Here is a 22,746-nt window from a genome sequence, read left to right as displayed (position 1 = left end):
CTGACCGGGAGCGACTTTCAGTGCAACAAAACCGACCTTCTTATCTTGGGTTGATTCTTATCCTCGGCTTGATTTCCATGCTCACGCCGCTCGCCATCGACATGTACTTGCCCGCGTTGCCGACGATAGCGGCAGAGTTCGGCGTGCCGGCCGGACATGTCCAGATGACGCTCAGCACCTATGTGCTGGGATTCGCCATCGGTCAGATGTTTTACGGGCCGATGGCCGATAGCCTGGGGCGTAAACCGGTTATTCTCGACGGAACGCTGGTTTTTGCTATAACGGGGGTTGCCTGTGCGCTGTCTCAGTCCGTGGAGCAACTGATTCAGATGCGTTTCCTGCATGGTCTGTCGGCGGCAGCGTCGGCTGTGGTGATCAATGCCCTGATGCGCGATATGTTTTCCAAGGATGAATTTTCCCGCATGATGTCGTTTGTGGTGCTGGTGATGACGGTCGCGCCGTTGATCGCGCCTATCGCGGGTGGCTGGTTGCTATTGTGGTTTAACTGGCATTCTATTTTCTGGGCCATATCCGCGGCGGCTTTTTTGACCGTGATATTGGTTTTCTTGTTTATTAAAGAAACGTTGCCGCTGGAGAAGCGGCAGAAATTCCATCTACGAACCACCATTAGCAATTTCGTGGCGCTTTTTCGTCATAAGCGCGTGTTCAGCTATATGATCGCCAGTGCTCTGTCATTCTGCGGTATGTTCTCCTTTCTTACGGCCGGGCCGTTTGTTTATATCGAACTGTATGGCGTATCACCGCAGGACTTTGGCTATTATTTCGCGTTGAATATTTTATTTTTGTTTATCATGACGTTATTCAACAGTCGCAACGTTCGTCGCCTTGGCGCGCTGACGATGTTCCGCATCGGCTTGCTGATCCAATTTACGATGGGCATTTTTCTGGTGGTGGTCTGTCTGTTTGATTTGGGTTTCTGGCCGTTAGTCCTTGGCGTTTCCATCTTTGTCGGCTGTATCGCGATGATTAGTTCCAATGCCATGGCGGTTATTCTGGATGGTTTTCCCCATATGGCGGGAACGGCCGCTTCGCTGGCGGGGACGATACGTTTCGGTCTGGGCGCCATTACCGCCATGCTGCTGTCTGTGGCGTCCTTTGACAGCGCATGGCCTATGGTGTTATCCATGGCCTTGTGCTCCTTCATCGCCTTTCTGCTCTATCGTTACGCCAGCCGTAGCAATTGATTCGGGTGAACAGACAGCAGGCATTAGCCTGCTGCCGTAGCGACAGCCTGCCTCTTAAACTTCTCAGTCACCCCTTCACTCTCCGCACCAGATGATTAATTGTTAATGGCTATTTGTTTTAAATATGTAAAATATATGAATCACTGGTGAATAATTTCACCAAAAAGAGTTGAGATGTTAACGAGAAAAGGTTACATATAATCAGAAATACGCATTAATTCGTGATCGTTCTGTCATTAATAACGCTTGCAATCACCAAATCAATACTTATCACTGTCGATTAAAATCACTTATGTTGTTTTTTTGTATATAAAAAAAGTGGCGAAGGGCCTTATGGTCACGTTACCATGATGAAAATGTTATTGATTTGTGAATTTGAAGTAAAACCAAACCTGAGGAAAAACAGTCGTGGATAGTTTCCAACTTTCGGTTGTTCATCGTTTGCCGCAAAGTTATCGATGGTTATCGGGTTTTGCCGGCGTCAAAGTTGAACCGATCCCGTTAAGCGGCAGAGAAGAAGACAATAACCTGATTGGTTTTAAATTATTGAGCCATGACGCAGAGGTGGCATGGAAAATCATGCGCCAGCTGCATCAATCGCTGGATGAAATTCAGGTTGAATCCGCTGTGCTGGAATGGGATGGCGAGCCATGCCTGTTTTTACACCGCAATGATGAAAGCACGGCAATGTGCCGTTTGAAAAATGTCGGCGTGGCGATTGCGGAATCCGTCAGCGCGCAATATCCGTTTTAACGGCAACGTCCGTTATATGATGTTGCTGCCGGTTGTTTCTCCTGCTCTTCAAATGCGGCGCCGCTTGCGCTGATATTACCCGTTATCGGGCCGAAAGCTGTAACAGTTCCCGCGTATAGTCTTTTTCCGGGTGGTTGAACACCTGTCTGCATTCGCCTTGCTCTACTACTTCACCTTGCCTTAGCACAATGACCTGATGGCAGAGCGCCCGCACCACCTGAAGATCGTGGCTGATAAACAGATAAGCGAGTTGGTGCTTTTGTTGCAATGACTGCAACAACGCCAGAATCTGCGCTTGTACGGTTCTATCGAGTGATGAGGTGGGTTCATCCAGGATCAGGAGTTCGGGTTGCAGGATCAGTGCGCGGGCAATAGCGATACGCTGACGCTGACCGCCAGAAAACTCGGCGGGGTAGCGATGACGTGTATCAGGATCCAATCCGACTTCCTTCATGGCCGCAATAACGCGTTGTTCCCGCTCTTCCTTGCTCAGTTTCTGATGAACGGTCAACCCTTCGGCAATAATCTGCTCGGCGTTCAGGCGCGGATTCAACGCCGAATTGGGGTCCTGGAAAACAACCTGAATGCGGCGGCGGAAAGGCAACATCTGCTTACGGGAAAATTCATGCAGTGGTTGACCATCGAACCAGATCGCGCCTTTGGCGCGGAGCAAGCGCAGCAACGCCAATCCGGTGGTGCTTTTCCCGGAACCCGATTCGCCGACCAGTCCGATACTTTCACCGCGTCGCAGGGTGAAGTTGATATCATTGACCACCTGTTTTTCTGCCACCGTGCGGCGTAACAACCCTTTCTTGATCGGGAAGGCGACGCGTAACCGCTCGACGCGCAAAATAGGTTCAAGACCATCCTCAAGGGCTTGTGGTTCACCAGCGGGCTCGGCGTCCAGCAACTGTCGGGTATAGGCATGTTGCGGCGCATTGAACAACTCCCGGCAGGTATTGCGCTCCACACATTGGCCCGATTTCATTACCGCAACGTTATCCGCCAATTGCCGAACAATATTCAGATTATGGGTGATGAACAGCAGACTCATTCCCAGTTCCTGCTTGAGTTCGTTGAGCAATTTCAGAATCTGCGCCTGTACGGTGACATCCAGCGCGGTCGTCGGTTCATCGGCAATCAGCAGGTCAGGCTGTGTTAGCAAGGCCATGGCGATCATCACACGCTGGCGTTCGCCGCCGGAAAGCTGGTGGGGAAAGTCGCTTAAACGACTTTTGGCCTGCCGAATGCCCACGCGATCCAGACAAGCGACGACTTCACTACGGGCCGCCTCATTGCGCATGCCACGGTGCAGGGACAGCACTTCGGTTAGCTGTTTTTCAATGCTCTGTAACGGATTGAGGGATATCATCGGTTCCTGAAAAATCATGGCGATGCGATTTCCCCGGATCTGACGCAGCGTTTTTTCATCCGCGTGCAGCAGCGATTGTCCGGCAAAGCGGATGTCGCCTTGCTGATAGATGACCGGCGGGGAAGGCAGCAGCCTGAGAATGGAGAGCGCGGTCACGCTTTTTCCCGAACCTGACTCGCCCACCAACGCCAGTGTCTCACCCGCGTTGACCGCCAGCGAGAGTTGGTCGACGACGCGCTGCGTTTGCTGCCCGCTGCGAAACGCAATACGGAGATTATCAATCTGTAATAAAGGTGAACCGGACATATTAATGCGCCTTGCTGGGATCAAAGGCGTCGCGCACCGCTTCGCCGATAAAAATGAGTAAAGACAGCACAATGGATAGCACCATAAATACGGTAATGCCCAGCCAGGGGGCCTGAAGGTTGTTTTTACCCTCCAGCAGCAGTGTACCTAACGAAGGCGAACCCATCGGCAGGCCGAATCCGAGAAAATCCAGTGAAGTCAGCGTGGTGATTGATCCGCACAGAATAAAAGGCAGATAGGTCAGTGTGGCGACCATGGCATTCGGCAGCATGCAGCGGTACATAATGACCCGGTCGCTGACGCCCATTGCCTGGGCCGCGCGGATATAGTCAAAGTTGCGGGTGCGCAGAAATTCCGCGCGCACCACGCCCACCAGACTCATCCAGCCGAACAGGACGGTTATCCCCAGCAACCACCAGAAATCCGGTTGAATCACGCTGGAAAGCAGGATGATTAGAAACAGGGTCGGCATGCCGGACCAGACTTCAATAAAGCGCTGTCCCCACAAATCCAGTTGTCCGCCGTAATATCCCTGTGTCGCGCCGACAGTAATCCCAATCAGACTGGAAAGGGAGGTAAGCGCCAGCCCGAACAACAGTGAGATACGGAAGCCGTATAACACTTGCGCCACCACATCTTTTCCCTGGCTGTCCGTACCCAGCAGGTTTTGCCATGATGGTGGCGAAGGGAACGATACGGGTGTGGCATAGTTGATGGTGTCGTAGCTGTAGCGGATAGGCGGCCATATCGCCCAACCGTGATCTTCAATTCGTTGTGTGAGGTAAGGATCGCGGAAGTCGGCGATGGTGGCGAACTGGCCGCCAAAGGTGGTTTCGCTGTAATCGACCATAACCGGCGTATAGAATCGCCCGTCGTATTTCACCAGCAACGGTTTATCATTGGCGATCAGTTCTGAGAATAAGGTTATGACGAAGAGCGTCAGAAAAATCCACAGCGACCAGTATCCGCGGCGGTTACTTTTAAAACGCGCCCAGCGCGCCTGATTAATGGGGCTTAATCGGCTCATTGGCGTCCCTCAAAATCAATACGCGGATCTACCAGCGTATAAGTTATATCGCTGATAATGTTCAATAACAGGCCGATCAGCGTAAAAATATACAGCGTACCGAACATCACCGGGTAATCGCGTTGCAGCGTGGCGTCATAACCCAATAAGCCAAGACCGTTCAGCGAAAACATCACTTCAATCAACAGCGAACCGGTAAAAAACATACTGATAAAGGTGGCCGGGAACCCGGCGATCACCAGCAACATCGCATTACGGAAAACATGACGGTAAAGAATGCTCTTTTCATCCAGGCCCTTGGCGCGGGCGGTCACCACATATTGCTTACGGATTTCGTCCATAAATGAGTTTTTGGTCAGCATGGTCAGCGTGGCGAAGCCGCCAATCACCGATGCCAATACCGGCAGGGTAATATGCCAAAGATAATCGGTGATTTTGCCGTACCAGGGCAACGTATCAAAATTGCTGGATACCAGGCCGCGTAGCGGGAACCAGTCCAGATAACTGCCGCCGGCGAATAGCACAATCAGCAGGATGGCGAACAAAAACGCCGGGATCGCATAGCCGATAATAATCAGCGTACTGCTCCAGGTATCAAACGGCGTGCCGTTTTTGACGGCTTTTTTGATGCCCAGCGGAATGGAAACCAGATAAGCAATCAAGGTGCTCCATAACCCCAGCGTCATCGAAACCGGCATGCTTTCCTTGATAAGTTGCATGACCGATGATCCTCGAAATAAACTGTCGCCGAAATCAAACCGCACATAATCCCACAACAGCTTGAAATAACGTTCATGGATCGGTTTATCAAAGCCGTAACGCTGGGTAATTTCCTCAATGACTTCCGGGTCAAGGCCGCGCGAACCGCGGTAGGTGTTCTCAATGTTTGGCGCGCCGCCGCCAGAGCGAGCAAGTCCGGCATCCATGCCGCCGCCGCTGGCGGTGAAGCCGCTGCCCTGGCCCATCTCTATGGCGGCGATGGCCTGATCAACCGGGCCGCCTGGCGCGACTTGTACAATAAAGAAGTTGATGGTGATAATCGCCCATAATGTTGGGATCACCAGCAACAGGCGGCGTAACAGGTAAGTTCCCACATCGACTCCTTAACGTCGCTCTGCCGGCAGCGTAGCCGCCTGTTTAACATCGTACCACCAGCTATCGAACCCAAGGGAATAGGCCGGGGGGATCGCTGGCATGGCAAACTTGTTCCAATAGGCGAAACGGTCATGATTGGAATACCACATCGGGATCATAAACTGATTCCAGGTCAGTACCCGGTCCAGCGCGCGGCCCAACGACAATAACGGCGCCTTTTGCCCCTGATGCCGGGTAATCTCGTCAATTAGCGAATCGATAGCGGGATCGCGCACGCCGGACGTATTGTAGGTGGAATCAATATATTGCGAGTGCCAACGCATTTGCAGATCGTCGGTGGGGTAGAGAAGCGCCTGGTACAGCGTCGCCGTCATATCAAAATCACGGTTGCGTAATCGGCTGTTAAACTGGGCGCTGTCGATATTCCTGATGTTCATCGTTATGCCCAGCTTTTTCAGGTTGTGCTGAAAAGGCAACACATACAGGGAATTCGCGGCGCTCGGCAGCAGTAGTTCAAAGGTAAACGGCTTTCCGGTCTGGCGGTTAACCAGCTTCTGATCTTTCAGCACCCAACCTGCCTCTTCCAGCAATTTCAACGCGGTTAGCCAGTGTTCACGATCATAACCGTTGCCATCGGATGAAGGCGGCTGATAGCGCGGACCGAACACTTCCGGCGGCACCTTATCTTTTAGCGGCGTCAGCCAGACCAACTCCTCCGGGCTTGGTTTACCCTGAGCGGCATATTCGGTATTTTGAAAGTAACTATCGGCGTGCTGGTAGGCGTTGTAAAACAGCGCCTTATTCATCCAGTTAAAATCAAACGCCAACGTCAGCGCCTGGCGCACCCGGCGATCGCTGAATAGCGGACGCTGAATATTGAATGCCAGCCAGCGGGTATTCTGAGCAGACTGATTTTCCTGATCCCGCTTGATGATATAGCCGCGGGTGAAATTACCGCCTTTATATTGTGTCGCCCAATGTTTGGGCGAGCTTTCTATGCGCAGATCGAATGCCCCGGCGCGGAAGGCTTCCAACGCGACGCTGTCATCCAGGTAGTAGTCGTAGCGTATCTTATCGAAATTGTACTGGCCTTTATTGACCGGCAGGTCAGCCCCCCAGTAATCCTGCACGCGCGAGTAGGTCACATATTGTCCGGTGCGATAGGCGGTGACTCGGTAAGGGCCGCTGGCGGGGGGAGGATAGGCTAACGGTTCGGCCAGATTGTGATTCTTCCAAAATTTCTCCGGCATGATGGGCAGCGTAAGCAGGCTGAACATGCGGTTTTTATCCGGTTGCGGGAACTCAAAACGCACGGTAAGCGGAGCGACGGCGATGGCGATAGCGCCTTTAAAATAGAGACGAAACTGCGGTACGCCTTGCGTCATAAACATGTTGTAGGTGAACGCGACATCGGCTGCGGTCATCGGTGAGCCATCATGAAAATGCGCTCGCGGATTCATGTCGATTTCAACCCAACTAAAATCAGGGGAATGGCGGGACGTCAGCGCCACCAACGGATAATAGCTGCCAGGTTCATCGTCGGAGGTGGTAAACAGCGAATCGTAAAGGCGCTCTGTTCGGGCGGCAGCGACCCCGCGCAGCGCGTAACGGTTGAAATTATCGAATGTGCCGAGCGCACTGAGCGTGATACTGCCGCCTTTCGGCGCATCAGGGTTGACGTAGTCAAAATGGTGGAAGACCGCACGGTATTTAGGTTCGCCCAACAATGCAAAGGCACTGCTCTGCTCGACGGTGTCGGCATAACCTCCCAGATGCACGGCATAAAGCAATACAGCAGTAATGACGCGTTTCAACATCTTAACGGTAATCTCCTGCGTTCTGACGTCAGTTGCCTGCATGCAGGCGTCGCGTGCCATCATGATTTCTTTCGGCATAAAGTTCTTGAAATAATTAGCATTACTCTTAACAAACCTTATTTTTTCTTTTTACCACGAAACAGGCCGGGAAACCTACCATAATTGTGGGAGGGCGAAACCGCCATAAAAAAACGCCGCTTACCACTAAGCAGCGCTCTTATCATCTCGTTTGGTATTCATTTTAAAGCATATTCAGGAAAGTAAGTCGGTTAGCTGTTGGTTCCCTTACTTAGCACACGACGCGCTTCGTGGTAACGCTTGTTCCAATAAGTATCACCCATATTGGAAATCATGACGCCGCTGCTGGTCGAGGCATGAACAAATTGATTATTACCGATGTAAATACCGATATGGCGACCGGTTGAACCCGCGCGGAACAAAACCAGATCACCGGGACGCAGTTTGGTTCGTTGGATCTTTTGACCAACTTCCTGTTGTTCATACGTTGAACGCGGTAAATCCATATCAAACTGTTCGCGGAAAGTGCGCTGAACGAAGGCAGAACAATCAATACCACGTCGGCTGTCGCCACCTAAGCGGTAACGAACGCCTTTCCAGCTGGCATACTGGTCAAGTAATTTGGATTTGATATCCACATTACGCACCATCGCCTCAAATTCATCCTGAGAGGCTTGTAGTGAAAGACTTTCTTTGTCATTAACTACACGCATCTCGGTTTGATCGTTCTGATTGAGAGCATTATTACTATTACTACTACATGCGGAATGCGTCATCGCTATCGCAACAGCAGGCAGCGCCCGCCAGATATATCTCAGGATCGGTTGAGACTTGACCATTATTGTTATGTTCCCTTGAAGTCCTTAACGATACTTATCGTTATGCAATAAATGCCAAACAAAACGAGAGTCAGATTAAAACAGAGTCACTTTTTCGCCAACGGTTGTGCAGTGAAAGTGTGGAAGAAAGCACACTATTTATTATCCAATCGCTAGCTCATTAAGCGGGAAAAAGCAAACTTTGTTGAGACTACCGTAACAATAAACAGATTGCGAGAAGTTTTAAGCATTTTATTTATAAGATCTAATGATGTAATCCGCAAAAAAAGGCGATATGGAAAACGCTTAAATGCCTGGGTTTTTATTGAGGAAATGTGTCGGAGAAGCGTTGACGGCAAATGGCGCACGCAATATAAAGCCGGATGATTCCTGTACTTACTCGATGATAGTTAAACGTGCCTTTAACAAATCAGCCTGCAACGTGTTCCATTCGGCGGGGGTGTCGTTAATCACTTCAATGCGGCTATCGAGTGGTGGGATGGGTCTGGTTTCAATATTCAGGTCGTGTCCCTGACGATTGACAATCAACGTCCCTTCCTTGATGCGCATCACGCCTTTCACGCGACGGACTGGCGCCAGCCGTACCCAGTCAAGCAGGGCGGCGGTTTCAAAGATGGTTTCTGTCGAGAAAATCCAGCCGCAGGCGTAATGCCCTTGTCCCTGGTTCAGGGCGCGACGCCAGGAACTTCCGCCGGGGAGTCGCAACGCCGCCAGCCCCCGAATCGGTTTGTGGGCATGATGGTGCGCGCTGTCAGGCAGTTCGCCACGACGTTGACGCGGCCAATCGAGCAATGTTGACGCTATTTGCCCTTGACTGGCCGTGACGATCTGCCGTCCGTCGCCGTTCGTTTGCCGCCATTGTTGCAGGGCGGCGATATCCGCCTCCCGATAGGTTTCCTGCTTATTAGCGACGATGATATCGGCGGCGGCCAACTGATCGCGGAAGTTTTCGTTTCCGGTATATCGGGCGTCACTTAGTTGACGTGCATCCAGCAGACACAGCGTCGTCTGTAATGTCAGCCAGGGTTGATAGCTTTCTCCGGTGAGCAAGGCGAGAATTTGTTTGGGATGGCCGAGGCCGGTGGGTTCAATCAACAGGCGATGCGGTTTTTTCTGCTGCAACAACATGTTCAGGCCAACTTGCATGGGCAGGCCATTCACACAGCACAGGCAGCCGCCGGGAATTTCCTTTACGAATGCGCCGCTTTCACTCAGCAACGCGCCATCAATGCCGATTTCACCAAATTCATTAACCAGCACCGCCCAGACTTCATCTTCGGGCTTTTGTGATAACAGGTGACCGATGGTAGTGGTTTTGCCGCTTCCCAGAAAGCCGGTGATGAGATTAACGTGAGTGAGCAACATGAACTCCCAAACAAAAGCGTAAACGGATAATAAACCGATACCGGGGATAGGCGCAGACATTAATTAGCGCAACACCGCCAGATAGCAGCGGTGTTGCGGCGCGGCTGTTTATTCCGCGCGCCCCATGTAACGACGTTCAGGAATATGAATGCGGATTTTTTCACCTGCGCTCAAATATTCCGGCACCTGAATAGTCAGCCCGGTGCTCATTGTGGCCGGTTTGTTACGAGCGCTGGCGGAGGCGCCTTTGATGCCGGGGGCGGTGTCGATAATTTCCATGTCCACGGTTTGCGGCAATTCCAGCGCAATGATTTCGCCATCCCAGGACAGAACCTGAATACCGGGCATGCCGCCTTCAGGAATGAACAGCAACTCTTCTTCGATCTGATCTTTTTTGAAGTTGTATGGCGTGTAGTCTTCATCATCCATAAAGACGTATTCGTCGCCATCAATATAAGAGAAGGTGACCGTCCGGCGCGTTAAGGAGATGGTGTCGAGAATATCGTCGCCTTTAAAACGCTCTTCAACTTTCAGCCTGGTACGGACGTCCGAAAAACGCATTTTATACAGCGTACTGGCGCCGCGGGCGCTTGGGCTCTGGATATCGACATCCTTCACCAATAGCAGCTTGCCGTTATAGTTCACGACCATACCGCGTTTAATTTCATTCGCTCTTGCCATAAAGATTACCTGATTAAAAAGGAGTGAGATTTTTGTGGCGACACGTTACTCGCGCCACCGGATTCAGGCAAGCGGGAATTATCGGATGCGTTGGGAATTAAGCATTGGTGTTTATCAGACGGGCTGTTAAGGTGGCGCCACTTCCTTATTTCAGTCAGCCCACCGGAGTGATTGCTGATGGACTGTCGCCCCGATTGCGGCGCCTGCTGTATCGCGCCTTCCATATCCAGCCCGTTACCCGGCATGCCAAACGGTAAACCCGCGAATACGCGGTGTCTCCATCTGGCGGCCGATATGCGCTGCAGGCTGTTTTATTCTCCCCTGCGTCCGGCGGTCTGCTCAGAGTTACAGGCGCGAGCGGATATGTGCTTCAGTCATCGTAATGAGGCGCTGATTTATCTGATTCAACTTGAAACGGATACAGCCCCTTGATGTGGGGCGTTTTTTACGTTGCTAGACGTCTTTGATTCGCCACATGCAATAACCCGATCCCAGGATCATTATCAGCGCGATAAAAAATACGGCGTGATAACTCCAGATTTCCGCCACCAGTCCAGCCAGCGATCCTGAAATAATCCATCCTACGCGAGTGGTATTCGTGAACAGCGTGGTGGCCGCGCCAGCCTGACCTGGCATCAAATCCTGAAAGTACAGCATGCCAATCCCTGCCAGAATACCGATGAAGATGGCGTTCAGCATCTGCAATGTCAGCAAGGCTATTTCGCTGTCGAGTGATAGCAAACCGACATAAAACAGCATGCCCGCGCAAATTGCCAGCCGCATGAGAAAGCGTTTGCCAAAGCGACTGGCGACGTACCCCGCGATCAACATTGCGGGAATTTCCAGTCCGGCAGCCGTGCCCATCATGATGCCAGCCAGTTTTTCCGGCAGTTGAAGCTCATGTACCAGATATAGCGGCATATTGATAAGGTAAATGCCGTTGCAAGTCCACATCATCGTACAGGCGGCAAACAGCAGCAGAGTATCCCGGCGATTACTGCGTGGGGATTCAAGCGTGGCGCTGGTTTTCACCATAACTTTCGGCATGGAAGGCAGGAACAGTTTGACCAGAATGCCGCAAAGCACAAAAACCATGGCTGCCGTGAGATACATTGAGGTAAAGCCGAATCCCAGCGCCAACGCAAACGCTATCGGTGGGCCAACTACCCACGACAAGGAGATCTGTGCCCGCAGAATTGAACTGAACATCGCCGCTTCACGTCCGGTTCGATCCGTATGTTCGCGCGCCAGTGCAAATAGTTGCGGGTTGGCGGTTGAACCAAAGCTGCTGAGCAGCACACCCACAAACAGTAGAATAAAGTAATTGCGGTTCCAGGCGAAGAGCAGACAGGCCAATGCTCCCAATATGCAGCATTGAAAAATCAGTGTCTTGCGATCGCCGCGGCGATCTGAATACGTCGCCAGTAACTGGCTGACGACGATGCCGATGACGGCGCTGCCGGTATAGAACATACCGACCAGAAAAGGCCGCACCTGCACTTCGTTCAACAGGAAAAGGCTGAGCGTGGGGAGTTGTAATGCTCCGGCGATTCCGCTCAAGAATGCGATGACTAAAAATGCGGACGACGTCAAATCAAGATGACGCCGGGGGGTGTCAACAGGTGTGTACATAAGTTGATTGCGTATGAAAAACAGACAGAGGATAAAATCGGATACACCATATTACGTCGTTTTCCTCAAAAACAGAAAATCAGTTTGTGGTTTTTCTTCAGCACCGCTTCAGCCACAGATTTTGTTTTATTGCACAACCGCCTGCGATGGCGGTTAAAATGTGCGTGATATCATAAATTCGTTACGTAAATGGTGCGGAACGCTTGCATTAACGACGTAATGGAAACAAAATCAGTGAAACGTTTCAGCGATGTTTTTGTTGAAATGATCATCCAAGTCGTTACTTTTTTCTCATAAAAGCTGAAACGATTCAGGTTTTGGCGGGAGAGGAGAACCATGTTCCAGTTGTCACAGCAAGATATTCATTTGGGCGCGACGGCCAGCAGTAAGCAGGAAGCCATACAGCTTGTTGCTTCAGCGCTGACCGAGGCCGGATGCGTCAGCGCAGCGTATGTCGATGGCATGTTGCAGCGCGAACAGCAGACGTCCACTTATTTGGGAAGCGGTATCGCGATCCCTCACGGCACCACCGATACCCGCGATTTGGTATTGAAAACCGGCGTACAGGTTTTTCAGTTCCCGCAGGGCATTGCCTGGGGCGAAGACCAGACCGCTTACGTGGTGCTGGGGATTGCCGCGCGCTCTGATGAGCACCTGGCGCTGTTGCGTCAGCTTACGCATGTGCTTAGCGATGATCGCGTCGCCGCTCGTTTAGCAAGCACCGATTCGGCGGAAGAATTGCGCAGCCTGCTGATGGGCGAGCAGCAACTGGCCGAGTTCCGTCTCGACACTTCGCTGATTTCATTGGATGTGGCAACGGATAACTTGTTGACGCCCCAGGCGCTGAACGCCGGGCGTCTGCAACAGATTGGCGCGGCTGATGCCAGTTTCGTCAGCGCGGCGGTGAGTAATAAACCGCTGAATCTGGGGCAGGGGATTTGGTTTAGCGACAGTGCCGAAGGCAACCTCAGCAGCGCCGCCGCGATTGCCCGTCCGGCAGCGCCTTTCAGTGTCGATGGCAATTCCGTCGCATTGCTCGTAACGGTATCCGCTGCGGACGATCAAGCCTATGCACCCATTGATTACCTGACCAAACTATTAACTACGCAAAAAGCTGAACGCTTGCTGAAAGCCGATGCCGCCACGTTGCTGGCGTTGATGACCAGTGAAGTGCCGGAAGAGAGCGAAGTGCTGACGGCCGAGTTTACCATCCGCAACGAGCATGGTTTGCATGCGCGTCCGGGGACAGTGCTGGTGAGCGTGATCAAGCAGTTTAGCAGCGACATTACCGTCACCAATCTGGATGGTACCGGAAAACCGGCTAACGGTCGCAGCCTGATGAAAGTGGTCGCGTTGGGTGTGAAGAAAGGTCATAAACTCCGGTTTACCGCGAGCGGCGATGATGCGGAGCAAGCATTGGCCGCCATTGGCGACGCGATTAATTCTGGTTTGGGCGAGGGGGCGGCATGAGCAGGCGAGTAGCCACCATTACCTTGAATCCGGCATATGATCTGGTTGGCTATTGCCCGGAAATTGAGCGGGGCGAAGTGAATCTGGTTCAGACCGCGGGTCTGCATGCCGCTGGCAAAGGCATCAACGTTGCCAAGGTATTGAAGGATCTTGGGATTGACGTCACTGTAGGTGGATTCTTGGGCAAAGACAATCAGGATGGCTTCCAGCAATTGTTCAGTGAACTGGGCATTGCCAACCGTTTCCAGGTTGTGCCGGGACGTACACGTATCAACGTGAAATTGACCGAAAAAGAGGGTGACGTCACCGATTTCAATTTTTCTGGGTTTGAAGTCACACCGCAAGATTGGCAGCGTTTCGTTAATGACTCGCTGAGTTGGCTGGGGCAGTTTGACATGGTTGCGGTCAGCGGCAGTCTGTCGGCTGGGGTCGATCCTGATGCGTTCACTGACTGGATGTCGCGTTTGCGCAGTCATTGTCCCTGCATCATTTTTGACAGTAGCCGCGAGGCGCTGGTGGCGGGGTTGAAAGCGGCCCCCTGGCTGGTGAAACCCAACCGTCGCGAGTTGGAAATCTGGGCGGGGCGTAAATTGCCCACGCTGGCGGATGTGGTTGATGCCGCGCACGCACTGCGTGAGCAGGGGATCGCGCATGTGGTGATCTCACTGGGGGCGGAAGGCGCCTTGTGGGTAAATGCATCCGGGGCATGGTTGGCAAAACCGCCTGCCTGTGACGTGGTCAGTACGGTAGGCGCAGGTGACTCCATGGTTGGGGGACTGATTTATGGCTTATTAATGCGTGAGTCCAGTGAACATACTTTGCGTTTGGCAACGGCGGTGTCTGCGTTGGCCGTGAGTCAAAGCAATGTTGGCATTACCGATCGTCCTCAGTTGGCCGCAATGATGGCGCGTGTCGATCTGAAACCCTTTAATTGACAGCAGGAGACAAACAATGAAAACGCTGCTGATTTTAGATAAATCACTGGGGCTGGCGAGAAGCCATCTGGTGAAAAACCTACTCAGCGCCGCCGCTGCGAAAGCAGGGCTGACGTTTACGGAACACGCGGACGAGTCCGAATTGGTGATCATTCTGGGCGCGAAGGCCGCGGCGGATAATGCATTGAATGGCAAACAGGTGTTTGTCGGCGATGTGGAATTGGCGGTCAGCCAGCCGGAAGCATTCCTGACTAAGGCTCAGGCTGAAGCCGCCACCTATCAGGCAACGGTGTCAGCGCCAGTTCAGCAAAGCGCCGCCGCCAAACGTATTGTCGCGGTAACCGCTTGTCCAACCGGCGTCGCCCATACGTTTATGGCCGCAGAAGCGATTGAAACGGAAGCCAAAAAACGCGGCTGGTGGGTAAAAGTTGAAACCCGTGGCTCGGTTGGCGCCGGAAATGCGATTACGCCGGAAGAGATTGAGCAAGCCGATCTGGTTATCGTCGCGGCGGATATCGAAGTCGTTCTGAGTAAGTTCGCCGGTAAAAAAATGTATCGCACTTCAACCGGACTGGCATTGAAAAAAACCGTTCAGGAACTGGACAAGGCGCAAGTTGAAGCCACGGTTTATCAGCCGAGCGGTCAAAGCGCCTCGTCAGCAAGCGAGTCCGGTCAGAAAGGCGGGGCCGGGCCTTATCGTCATCTGCTGACCGGGGTGTCTTACATGCTGCCGATGGTGGTGGCGGGTGGTCTGTGTATCGCACTGTCGTTTGTGTTCGGCATCGAAGCGTTTAAGCAGGAAGGGTCGCTGGCCGACGCACTGATGAAAATCGGCGGTGGTTCGGCGTTCGCGCTGATGGTGCCGGTACTGGCGGGTTATATCGCGTTTTCGATTGCCGATCGTCCGGGGTTAACGCCGGGGCTGGTTGGCGGTATGCTGGCGGTCAGCACTGGGGCGGGCTTTCTGGGCGGGATTATCGCCGGCTTTCTGGCGGGCTATGTGGCCAGAGCTATCAGCAATAAGCTGATTCTGCCGCAAAGTATGGCCGCGCTGAAACCGATTTTGATTATTCCGTTGTTTGCCACGCTGATTACCGGTCTGGTGATGATTTATATCGTCGGTACGCCGGTTGCAAAAATCCTGACGGGCCTGACTGACTGGCTGCAATCCATGGGAACGGCGAACGCGGTGATCCTGGGCGCAATCCTGGGCGGCATGATGTGTACGGATATGGGCGGCCCGGTCAACAAGGTGGCCTACGTATTCGGCACCACGTTGCTCAGCAGCCAGATTTATGCGCCGATGGCGGCGGTGATGGCGGCCGGGATGGTTCCACCGCTGGCGATGGGGTTGGCGACGTTTCTGGCGTGTAACAAATTCAACGCCACCGAGCGTGAAGGGGGCAAGGCCGCCTTGGTTCTGGGGCTGTGCTTTATTTCCGAAGGAGCGATCCCTTACGCCGCCCGCGATCCGATGCGGGTCCTGCCATGTTGTATCGTTGGCGGGGCGCTGACCGGGGCTCTGTCCATGGCGGTCGGCGCGAAACTGATGGCGCCGCACGGCGGGCTGTTTGTTCTGATGATCCCTGGTGCGATTACGCCGGTTATCGGTTATCTGCTGGCGATTATTGCCGGGACGGTCGTAGCGGGCGTGCTGTATGCGCTGCTGAAACGTCCTGACGAACAATTGGCGAAAGCCGCATAAGCGAGCTCGTTAGCGGTGGTAAAAAGCGCCAGCGGACATCATGTCCGCTGGCGCTTTTCTATTTCAGGGCATATTTTATTTCAGGTGATAAAAGACGCGGGAATTCAGACCTGAGATTTCAGCCAGGCGATCTCTTCCGCCCAGATATCGGGATTGACGGTTTCCAGAATCAGCGGAATACCATCAAAACGCGGATCTTTCATGATATAGCAGAACACCGTCTTACCGATATTGCCTGCTCCCAGACTATGATGACGATCGACACGGCTATTGAATTCGCTTTTCGCATCATTTAAATGCATTCCCCGCAAATAGCAGAATCCGACGACCCGTTCAAATTCGGCAAAGGTCGCTTCGCAGGTTGCTTCGGTGCGTAAATCGTAGCCGCCGGCAAAGGCGTGACAGGTATCGATACACACCCCCACGCGACTTTTATCTTCCACTCCATCAATGATGGCGGCCAGATGTTCGAAGCGAAAGCCCAGATTGCTTCCTTGTCCAGCGGTGTTTTCAATAACGGCGGTGACGCCATCCGTTTGTGCCAGTGCGATGTTAATCGACTCGGCGATACGCGCCAGACAGCGCGCTTCATCAATCTGTTTTAAATGGCTGCCCGGATGAAAGTTGAGCAAACTCAGGCCGAGTTGTTGGCAGCGAGTCATTTCATCAATAAAGGCGGCGCGTGATTTCTCCAGCGCCGCCGCTTCCGGATGACCAAGATTGATCAGATAGCTGTCATGGGGCAGGATTTGCGCTGGGGTATAGGCGTAGCGTTCACAAGCCGTTTTGAAACTGACGATAGTTTCCTGACTGAGCGGAGCGGCCTCCCACTGGCGCTGATTTTTGGTAAACAGCGCGAACGCCGTTGCGTTCAGTTCATGGGCGCGAATAACCGCCTGATCGACACCGCCCGCCGCGCTGACGTGCGCACCTACGTATTTCATGTTCTTCTCCTCTTGATGACGGAGGCATTATGGCATTGTCTGACGAGCGAATGAGACGTTAACGGATAAATTATTCGCGCTCAGCGCAATAGGTGTTCAGCCGCCAGATTGATGCCCGCCCCGCCAACCAGTAACCAGAGAAACAATAACAGCGCCAGCAGCAGCGGTTTTGCACCAGCCTGCCGTATCGCACTCAGGCGAGTGGTCAGTCCCAACGCGATCATGGCCATCATCAGCAGCACGTTATCCAACTGGATCAATGCGTTCACGACATGGCTGGGGAGAAGCTGACTGGAATTGAAAGCCGCGACCGCCACAAACCATAACGCAAACCAGGGAAACATCAAAAATAGTGGGGCCGCTGGGCTATTTTGCGGCTGTCTGTTTTTCATAATCAGACTCAGGATAATGAGAAAAGGCGCCAGCAACATGACACGCAACATTTTCCCCATCACGGCCATATTTTCTGTCTCTACATTAATGGCGTGACCAGCCGCCACGACCTGGGCCACTTCATGAATGGTTGAACCCAGATACAGGCCGGACGCCCGTGGCGTTAACGTGAGCCAGTCATAATAAAGATTAAGCCGATACAACCACGGATAAAGAAACATCGCCGTGGTGCCAAAAATGACCACGGTAGAGACGGCGACGGCAATTTTATCGCTTGAGGCTTTGACCACCGGCGCGGTGGCAAGAATGGCGGCGGCGCCACAGATGCTGCTGCCTGCGCCGATTAACACCGTGGTTTCGCGATCAAGTTTAAATAAGCGTCGGCCCAGCCAGCAGGCGAGGAGAAACGTCGACACGACGATCGCCAGATCGATGACAAGACCTGTGATGCCAACGGCTGTCATTTGCTGAAAACTGAGACGAAACCCGTAAAGCACGATACCCCAGCGCAAGAGATGCTGTTTTGCCCACTGCACGCCCGCATCACAGTAAGAATTTAGCCGTGGATAGACCGTATTACCGAGTAAAATCCCTGTCAATATCGCCAAAGTTAATGAGCCTGGTCCCCATTGCGAAACTTTAGGAATATTAGTCAGCCAAAGAGTCAAAAAAGTTATTAGACTTACTGCTGATAAACCGGGGAGGCGTATTGCCATGCGGTAATGGTAGGCGATGTATTGCTGTCGTGCAGAAAGTAATGCAGAAAGATGAATCATTTTATAGACCTGTTCTGAGAATACCGAACTGAGGGCTCAGCCTATAATCAGAAAGGTTAAAAGAGAAATTGATTATATATTTATAACCTATAGATTTTTTCGATAAAGAGCCCGTTATGCATATTACCTTACGTCAGTTGGAAGTTTTTGCAGAAGTGCTGAAAAGTGGTTCAACCACGCAGGCTTCGGTTGTGCTTTCGCTCTCTCAATCCGCCGTGAGTGCGGCATTGGCAGATTTGGAGGGGCAATTGGGTGTTCAGTTGTTTGACCGGGTCGGCAAGCGGCTGGTGGTGAATGAGCATGGGAGACTGCTCTATCCTAAAGCGTTATCATTACTTGAACAGTCATTGGAAATTGAACAGCTTTTTTGCCATGACAATGGCGCATTACGTATTTACGCCAGCAGTACCATCGGCAACTATCTTTTACCGGCCATGATTGCCCGCTACCGGCAGGATTTCCCTGAAATCTCGCTGGAACTGCATGTTGGCAACACGCACGATGTCATTGCCAGTATTGCGGAATTCAGTGTTGACCTGGGGTTGATCGAAGGCCCGTGTCATCATACCGATCTGGTTACACAGCCCTGGCTGGAAGATGAACTGGTGGTTTTTTGCTCGCCAACCAATCCACTCAGCCAACAGGAACTTTCTCTGCCGCTTTTGGCCGATGCGCCCTGGATCTTGCGCGAAAGGGGTTCCGGCACCCGTGAGGTGTTGGATCATTTGCTGTTGACCCAGTTGCCGCATTTTCGTCTGGTGATGGAGTTAGGCAACTCTGAGGCAATTAAACACGCGGTGCGCCACGATATTGGCATCAGTTGCCTGTCCCGGCATGTCATCGCCGAACAGTTGGCGACAGGATCGCTGGTGGAACTGGCGGTGCCATTACCGCGGCTTACCCGCACGTTGTATCTGGTTCATCATCGGCAGAAGCACATTTCAAACGTCTTGCAGCGTTTCCTGAGTTACTGCCGCGAAGCAGCATAAATAACATATTTTGTGTTGCTAATGATCGGGCTGGAATTATGAACCTCTCTTATAACCCGACGATCGCGCTATCCTGCTGAAAACGATTTGCTACAATCCCGCCTCGTTTTTTTGGCAATAACACGCAGGCTAATAATGGCTCAGCAAAATATTCAATCTCAGGGACCCACGTCCCTGCGCCGTGAACTTAAAGCACGGCATTTAACCATGATCGCCATCGGCGGTTCGATTGGCACCGGATTATTTGTCGCTTCCGGTGCCACGGTTTCACAAGCAGGGCCGGGCGGCGCGTTATTATCGTATGTTCTGATTGGGTTGATGGTGTATTTTCTGATGACCAGCCTGGGAGAATTGGCGGCCTTTATGCCTACATCAGGATCGTTCGCCACTTATGGTTCCCGCTATGTTGAGGAGGGCTTTGGCTTCGCGCTGGGCTGGAATTATTGGTACAACTGGGCCGTAACGATCGCGGTGGATCTGGTCGCCGCGCAGTTGGTCATGGGATATTGGTTCCCGGAGGTTCCCGGCTGGATATGGAGCGCGCTGTTTTTAGCGCTGATGGTGTTATTGAACGTCATTTCAGTAAAAGGATTTGGCGAAGCTGAATATTGGTTTTCGTTAATTAAAGTGGTGACGGTAGTAATTTTTATCGCCGTCGGTATCCTGATGATTATGGGGATCTTACGCGGGGCCGAGAACGCGGGGATACATAACTGGCAGATTGACGATGCGCCGTTTGCGGGTGGTTTTTCCGCCATGATCGGCGTGGCGATGATCGTAGGATTTTCGTTTCAGGGAACCGAACTGATCGGCGTGGCTGCCGGTGAATCGGATAATCCGCAGAAAAATATTCCCCGCGCGATCCGTCAGGTGTTCTGGCGTATTCTGCTGTTTTATATCTTCGCCATTTTAATCATCAGCCTGATCATTCCCTATACCGATCCCAGCCTGCTGCGTAATGATGTAAAAGACATTGCAGTCAGCCCGTTTACGCTGGTGTTTCAGCATGCGGGTTTGCTTTCTGCGGCGGCGGTGATGAACGCCGTTATCCTCACCTCGGTGCTGTCAGCGGGCAATTCAGGGATGTATGCCTGTACCCGTATGCTGTTTACCCTGGCTTCCGAGGGTAAAGCGCCGCGTATTTTTGCCCGGCTGTCAAAAGGCGGCGTGCCGCGTAATGCGCTCTATGCGACCGCCGTGATTGCCGCATTGTGCTTCCTGTCGTCCATGTACGGCAACCAAACGGTCTACCTCTGGTTGCTGAACACCTCAGGGATGACGGGCTTCATCGCCTGGCTGGGCATCGCCATCAGTCACTATCGCTTTCGCCGCGGCTATGTCAAAGCCGGACACAATCTGAATCGTCTTCCTTATCTTTCCCATTTCTTCCCGCTGGGGCCGATTTTCGCTTTCGTGCTTTGCCTGGTCATTACGCTGGGACAGAATTATCAGGCGTTCCTGCAAGATAACATCGATTGGTACGGCGTCACGGCAACCTATATCGGCATTCCGCTCTTTCTGCTGATCTGGTTCGGCTATAAATTTTCCCGCGGCACGCGTTTTATCAAATATCAGGATATGACCTTCCCCGAATACAAGTAACCGGCGAACCCGCCGCAGCATGACGGGGTCACGGCTTCCGACCTGGGCGTTCATTCGAGAGAACGCCTTTTTTCGCGCTTCCAACATGCTTGCTTATCCAGACGTTTCTTTAACGCTGGCGAAAGCCATCTGTTTACCCCGGCTCATCACCTCCCTGCATATTCCCCCAGACGACTTTCTCGTCTCTCGCGTAATAGCTTGGCTACAATGTATGAAATTTACGCTATTAAACGTTGTTAATTGCGGTAATGCTGTCTAGGCTGAACGTTTGGCGGAACTGTACATTTCATCATCAATAATCCAGACGTCAATCGGATGAGAAATATTTGTTAAGTTACATAATTAAGCTGCTATCTTTTTTAAAAGCAACATAACCTTTAATCCTCTGTATAAGAAAGATAATTCACGAGTCAGATTTCGTGTTACGGCGCTGTTTATCGCCGATAATCAGGGTGGTATGTATAAATAATAATCAGGTTAGACACTATGCTAAAAATTACCTTTTTGGATAAAGGCGCATTGCCTGAAACTATTTTCCTGAAAAAGAATAGTTTCAGACGACCGCAGTGCCGCCATGAATGGATTGAATATAGTTACACCGCGCCCGAACAGGTTATTGCCAGGGCGAAAAACAGCGACATTATTATTACTAATAAAACCATATTAACGCGAGAAACACTGTCGGCTTTGCCAGCTCTGAAATTGATTGCGGTAACGGCAACGGGGACGAATACCATTGATACCGCTGCGGCGGCCGAGTTGGGTATTCTGGTGAATAACGTGCCCAATTACTCCACTCAGGCGGTTTCCGAGCATGTGATAGCCATGATCCTTGCGCTTAAACACAGCCTGATGGGGTGGTATCGCGATCAACTTAGCGATCGATGGGCGAGTCAGGTACAGTTTTCCTACTTTGACTATCCGGTGAAGGATATTGCCGGTTCAACGTTGGGTATTATCGGCGCAGGCGCTATCGGGCGTGAAGTCGGGCGTCTGGCGACGGCGCTGGGTATGCAGGTGGTTTTTGCCGAACACCGGGGAAGCACGTGCTGTCGCCCCGGGTATTTGCCGTTTGAACAAGTCTTGCAGTCCGCGGATATTATTTCGCTTAATTGCCCACTGGTTGATAAAACCCGCGAATTGCTGAATGCGCAAACATTGGCGCTGTGTAAGCCGACTGCATTTATCGTTAATGCCGCCAGAGGCGGGCTGATTGATGAAATCGCGTTACTTTCGGCTTTAAATCAGCGGCGTATTGCCGGCGCGGCGCTTGACGGCTTAGCGCAAGAGCCGCCGGATAAGAATAATCCACTGATGCTGGCGGCGAAGACACTGCCTAATCTATTGATTACTCCGCACATTGGCTGGACATCCGCATCCGCTCTGCAAACTTTGATGGAAAAAACAATTGAGAATATTGACGAGTTTGTTCAGCAACACGGATATTAAATCCGCGCATCGCCAGAGCCTATAAACGAAATAAATAAGTCGCCGCTATTATTTATCATCCCTGATGATTTTGTGAAGGTTACATGATGATTTTTTGCGGATCCGGGTATTAGCGGCTTACGCCTGACATGACATTGAAGTCATCAGTGGTTGGAACACGCTTGTTATGATTGAGGAAAGAATAGCCTGGCGGCTGGTATTTTGAACTAAATAGCTGTTCCAAATAGTAGATCACTTTGAGGGAACTCAGTCCGAGTTGAGCGATCTGATCAATCGCTAAAAATCACAAATCACCAACCGGACTGAGCGATGCCGATCATAGCACCAATACCCCGTACCGAACGACGTCGGATGCAGAAAACCATCCATAAAA

19 protein-coding genes are annotated in these 22,746 nt (G+C 52.0%); 9 read left to right on the top strand and 10 right to left on the bottom strand.

Annotated features, from left to right (window positions below):
• Positions 1 to 20: 20 nt before the first annotated feature.
• Entirely contained in the window at positions 21 to 1,205 is a 1,185-nt protein-coding gene (locus DES54_RS14415; RefSeq protein WP_113868551.1) for a Bcr/CflA family multidrug efflux MFS transporter, read from the top strand.
• A gap of 408 nt (positions 1,206 to 1,613) precedes the next feature.
• Positions 1,614 to 1,958: a YejG family protein gene (locus DES54_RS14410; RefSeq protein ID WP_113868549.1), complete on the top strand. Its 345-nt coding sequence runs from the start codon at positions 1,614 to 1,616 to the stop codon at positions 1,956 to 1,958.
• An 82-nt stretch (positions 1,959 to 2,040) separates the two neighbouring features.
• On the opposite strand, the gene yejF is transcribed toward DES54_RS14410, so the two are convergent.
• From yejF to yeiP, 7 genes are all read right to left on the bottom strand, one after another.
• Positions 2,041 to 3,636 (bottom strand): microcin C ABC transporter ATP-binding protein YejF, encoded by a 1,596-nt coding sequence (gene yejF / locus DES54_RS14405; RefSeq protein ID WP_113868547.1) that lies wholly within the window; start codon positions 3,634 to 3,636, stop codon positions 2,041 to 2,043.
• Position 3,637: 1 nt separating this feature from the next.
• Complete coding sequence (locus DES54_RS14400; protein WP_113868545.1) at positions 3,638 to 4,663, bottom strand: ABC transporter permease; 1,026 nt, start codon at positions 4,661 to 4,663, stop codon at positions 3,638 to 3,640.
• Positions 4,660 to 5,757 (bottom strand): microcin C ABC transporter permease YejB, encoded by a 1,098-nt coding sequence (locus DES54_RS14395; protein WP_113868543.1) that lies wholly within the window; start codon positions 5,755 to 5,757, stop codon positions 4,660 to 4,662. The genes DES54_RS14400 and DES54_RS14395 overlap by 4 nt, the downstream gene beginning before the upstream one ends.
• A 9-nt stretch (positions 5,758 to 5,766) precedes the next feature.
• On the bottom strand, positions 5,767 to 7,575 hold the full coding sequence (locus DES54_RS14390) for an extracellular solute-binding protein (protein ID WP_113868575.1): 1,809 nt from the start codon (positions 7,573 to 7,575) through the stop codon (positions 5,767 to 5,769).
• Positions 7,576 to 7,844: 269 nt separating this feature from the next.
• Positions 7,845 to 8,432: a bifunctional murein DD-endopeptidase/murein LD-carboxypeptidase gene (gene mepS, locus DES54_RS14385; RefSeq protein WP_113868542.1), complete on the bottom strand. Its 588-nt coding sequence runs from the start codon at positions 8,430 to 8,432 to the stop codon at positions 7,845 to 7,847.
• A gap of 375 nt (positions 8,433 to 8,807) precedes the next feature.
• Complete coding sequence (locus DES54_RS14380) at positions 8,808 to 9,794, bottom strand: CobW family GTP-binding protein (RefSeq protein ID WP_113868573.1); 987 nt, start codon at positions 9,792 to 9,794, stop codon at positions 8,808 to 8,810.
• Between the two features lie 111 nt (positions 9,795 to 9,905).
• A complete protein-coding gene (gene yeiP / locus DES54_RS14375) occupies positions 9,906 to 10,478 on the bottom strand; it encodes an elongation factor P-like protein YeiP (RefSeq protein WP_113868540.1) in 573 nt (190 codons plus the stop codon).
• 177 nt (positions 10,479 to 10,655) lie between these two features.
• Between yeiP and DES54_RS14370 the strand changes: the two genes are divergently transcribed.
• Positions 10,656 to 10,910, top strand: coding sequence for a YkgJ family cysteine cluster protein (locus tag DES54_RS14370; RefSeq protein ID WP_113868538.1), 255 nt, complete (start codon positions 10,656 to 10,658; stop codon positions 10,908 to 10,910).
• Between the two features lie 21 nt (positions 10,911 to 10,931).
• Here the strand turns inward: DES54_RS14370 and DES54_RS14365 are convergent, their stop codons facing one another.
• Positions 10,932 to 12,110 carry a sugar efflux transporter gene (locus DES54_RS14365; RefSeq protein WP_113868536.1) on the bottom strand — a complete coding sequence of 393 codons (1,179 nt, stop codon included), beginning with the start codon at positions 12,108 to 12,110 and terminating at the stop codon, positions 10,932 to 10,934.
• 336 nt (positions 12,111 to 12,446) lie between these two features.
• Here DES54_RS14365 and fruB point away from each other — a divergent pair, with 336 nt between their 5' ends.
• Genes fruB through fruA form a run of 3 tightly spaced genes read left to right on the top strand, consistent with a single transcriptional unit; the run spans position 12,447 to position 16,220 of the window.
• Positions 12,447 to 13,580 (top strand): fused PTS fructose transporter subunit IIA/HPr protein, encoded by a 1,134-nt coding sequence (gene fruB / locus DES54_RS14360; RefSeq protein ID WP_113868534.1) that lies wholly within the window; start codon positions 12,447 to 12,449, stop codon positions 13,578 to 13,580.
• The gene (gene fruK / locus DES54_RS14355) at positions 13,577 to 14,515 is read left to right on the top strand and encodes a 1-phosphofructokinase (protein ID WP_113868532.1); all 939 of its coding nucleotides are present in this window, start codon (positions 13,577 to 13,579) and stop codon (positions 14,513 to 14,515) included. The genes fruB and fruK overlap by 4 nt, the downstream gene beginning before the upstream one ends.
• A gap of 16 nt (positions 14,516 to 14,531) precedes the next feature.
• Positions 14,532 to 16,220 carry a PTS fructose transporter subunit IIBC gene (gene fruA / locus DES54_RS14350; RefSeq protein ID WP_113868530.1) on the top strand — a complete coding sequence of 563 codons (1,689 nt, stop codon included), beginning with the start codon at positions 14,532 to 14,534 and terminating at the stop codon, positions 16,218 to 16,220.
• A 104-nt stretch (positions 16,221 to 16,324) separates the two neighbouring features.
• Here fruA and nfo read toward each other — a convergent pair whose 3' ends face one another.
• Both nfo and DES54_RS14340 read right to left on the bottom strand, forming a co-directional pair.
• Entirely contained in the window at positions 16,325 to 17,164 is an 840-nt protein-coding gene (gene nfo / locus DES54_RS14345; RefSeq protein ID WP_113868528.1) for a deoxyribonuclease IV, read from the bottom strand.
• Between the two features lie 80 nt (positions 17,165 to 17,244).
• On the bottom strand, positions 17,245 to 18,273 hold the full coding sequence (locus DES54_RS14340) for a YeiH family protein (protein ID WP_113868527.1): 1,029 nt from the start codon (positions 18,271 to 18,273) through the stop codon (positions 17,245 to 17,247).
• 176 nt (positions 18,274 to 18,449) lie between these two features.
• Between DES54_RS14340 and yieE the strand changes: the two genes are divergently transcribed.
• The 3 genes from yieE (at position 18,450) to DES54_RS14325 (ending at position 22,373) form a co-directional block, all read left to right on the top strand.
• Positions 18,450 to 19,322, top strand: coding sequence for a DNA-binding transcriptional regulator YeiE (yieE, locus tag DES54_RS14335; RefSeq protein ID WP_113868526.1), 873 nt, complete (start codon positions 18,450 to 18,452; stop codon positions 19,320 to 19,322).
• Positions 19,323 to 19,457: 135 nt separating this feature from the next.
• Entirely contained in the window at positions 19,458 to 20,924 is a 1,467-nt protein-coding gene (locus DES54_RS14330; RefSeq protein WP_113868524.1) for an amino acid permease, read from the top strand.
• A 486-nt stretch (positions 20,925 to 21,410) separates the two neighbouring features.
• The gene (locus tag DES54_RS14325; RefSeq protein ID WP_113868522.1) at positions 21,411 to 22,373 is read left to right on the top strand and encodes a 2-hydroxyacid dehydrogenase; all 963 of its coding nucleotides are present in this window, start codon (positions 21,411 to 21,413) and stop codon (positions 22,371 to 22,373) included.
• The last annotated feature ends 373 nt before the right edge of the window (positions 22,374 to 22,746 follow it).

Source organism: Brenneria salicis ATCC 15712 = DSM 30166 (assembly GCF_003315515.1).
Lineage (GTDB): Bacteria > Pseudomonadota > Gammaproteobacteria > Enterobacterales > Enterobacteriaceae > Brenneria > Brenneria salicis.
This window is presented reverse-complemented; position numbering and strand designations above follow the sequence as displayed.

What these genes read in the sequence shown, in the direction of transcription:
- DES54_RS14365 (WP_113868536.1), bottom strand. Translation starts at nt 12,110, where the DNA reads ATGTACACACCTGTTGACACCCCCCGGCGTCATCTTGATTTGACGTCG.
- mepS (WP_113868542.1), bottom strand. Translation starts at nt 8,432, where the DNA reads ATGGTCAAGTCTCAACCGATCCTGAGATATATCTGGCGGGCGCTGCCT.
- fruK (WP_113868532.1), top strand. Translation starts at nt 13,577, where the DNA reads ATGAGCAGGCGAGTAGCCACCATTACCTTGAATCCGGCATATGATCTG.
- yejF (WP_113868547.1), bottom strand. Translation starts at nt 3,636, where the DNA reads ATGTCCGGTTCACCTTTATTACAGATTGATAATCTCCGTATTGCGTTT.
- DES54_RS14390 (WP_113868575.1), bottom strand. Translation starts at nt 7,575, where the DNA reads ATGTTGAAACGCGTCATTACTGCTGTATTGCTTTATGCCGTGCATCTG.
- yeiP (WP_113868540.1), bottom strand. Translation starts at nt 10,478, where the DNA reads ATGGCAAGAGCGAATGAAATTAAACGCGGTATGGTCGTGAACTATAAC.
- DES54_RS14330 (WP_113868524.1), top strand. Translation starts at nt 19,458, where the DNA reads ATGGCTCAGCAAAATATTCAATCTCAGGGACCCACGTCCCTGCGCCGT.
- fruB (WP_113868534.1), top strand. Translation starts at nt 12,447, where the DNA reads ATGTTCCAGTTGTCACAGCAAGATATTCATTTGGGCGCGACGGCCAGC.
- DES54_RS14400 (WP_113868545.1), bottom strand. Translation starts at nt 4,663, where the DNA reads ATGAGCCGATTAAGCCCCATTAATCAGGCGCGCTGGGCGCGTTTTAAA.
- DES54_RS14340 (WP_113868527.1), bottom strand. Translation starts at nt 18,273, where the DNA reads ATGGCAATACGCCTCCCCGGTTTATCAGCAGTAAGTCTAATAACTTTT.
- nfo (WP_113868528.1), bottom strand. Translation starts at nt 17,164, where the DNA reads ATGAAATACGTAGGTGCGCACGTCAGCGCGGCGGGCGGTGTCGATCAG.
- DES54_RS14325 (WP_113868522.1), top strand. Translation starts at nt 21,411, where the DNA reads ATGCTAAAAATTACCTTTTTGGATAAAGGCGCATTGCCTGAAACTATT.
- yieE (WP_113868526.1), top strand. Translation starts at nt 18,450, where the DNA reads ATGCATATTACCTTACGTCAGTTGGAAGTTTTTGCAGAAGTGCTGAAA.
- fruA (WP_113868530.1), top strand. Translation starts at nt 14,532, where the DNA reads ATGAAAACGCTGCTGATTTTAGATAAATCACTGGGGCTGGCGAGAAGC.
- DES54_RS14370 (WP_113868538.1), top strand. Translation starts at nt 10,656, where the DNA reads ATGGACTGTCGCCCCGATTGCGGCGCCTGCTGTATCGCGCCTTCCATA.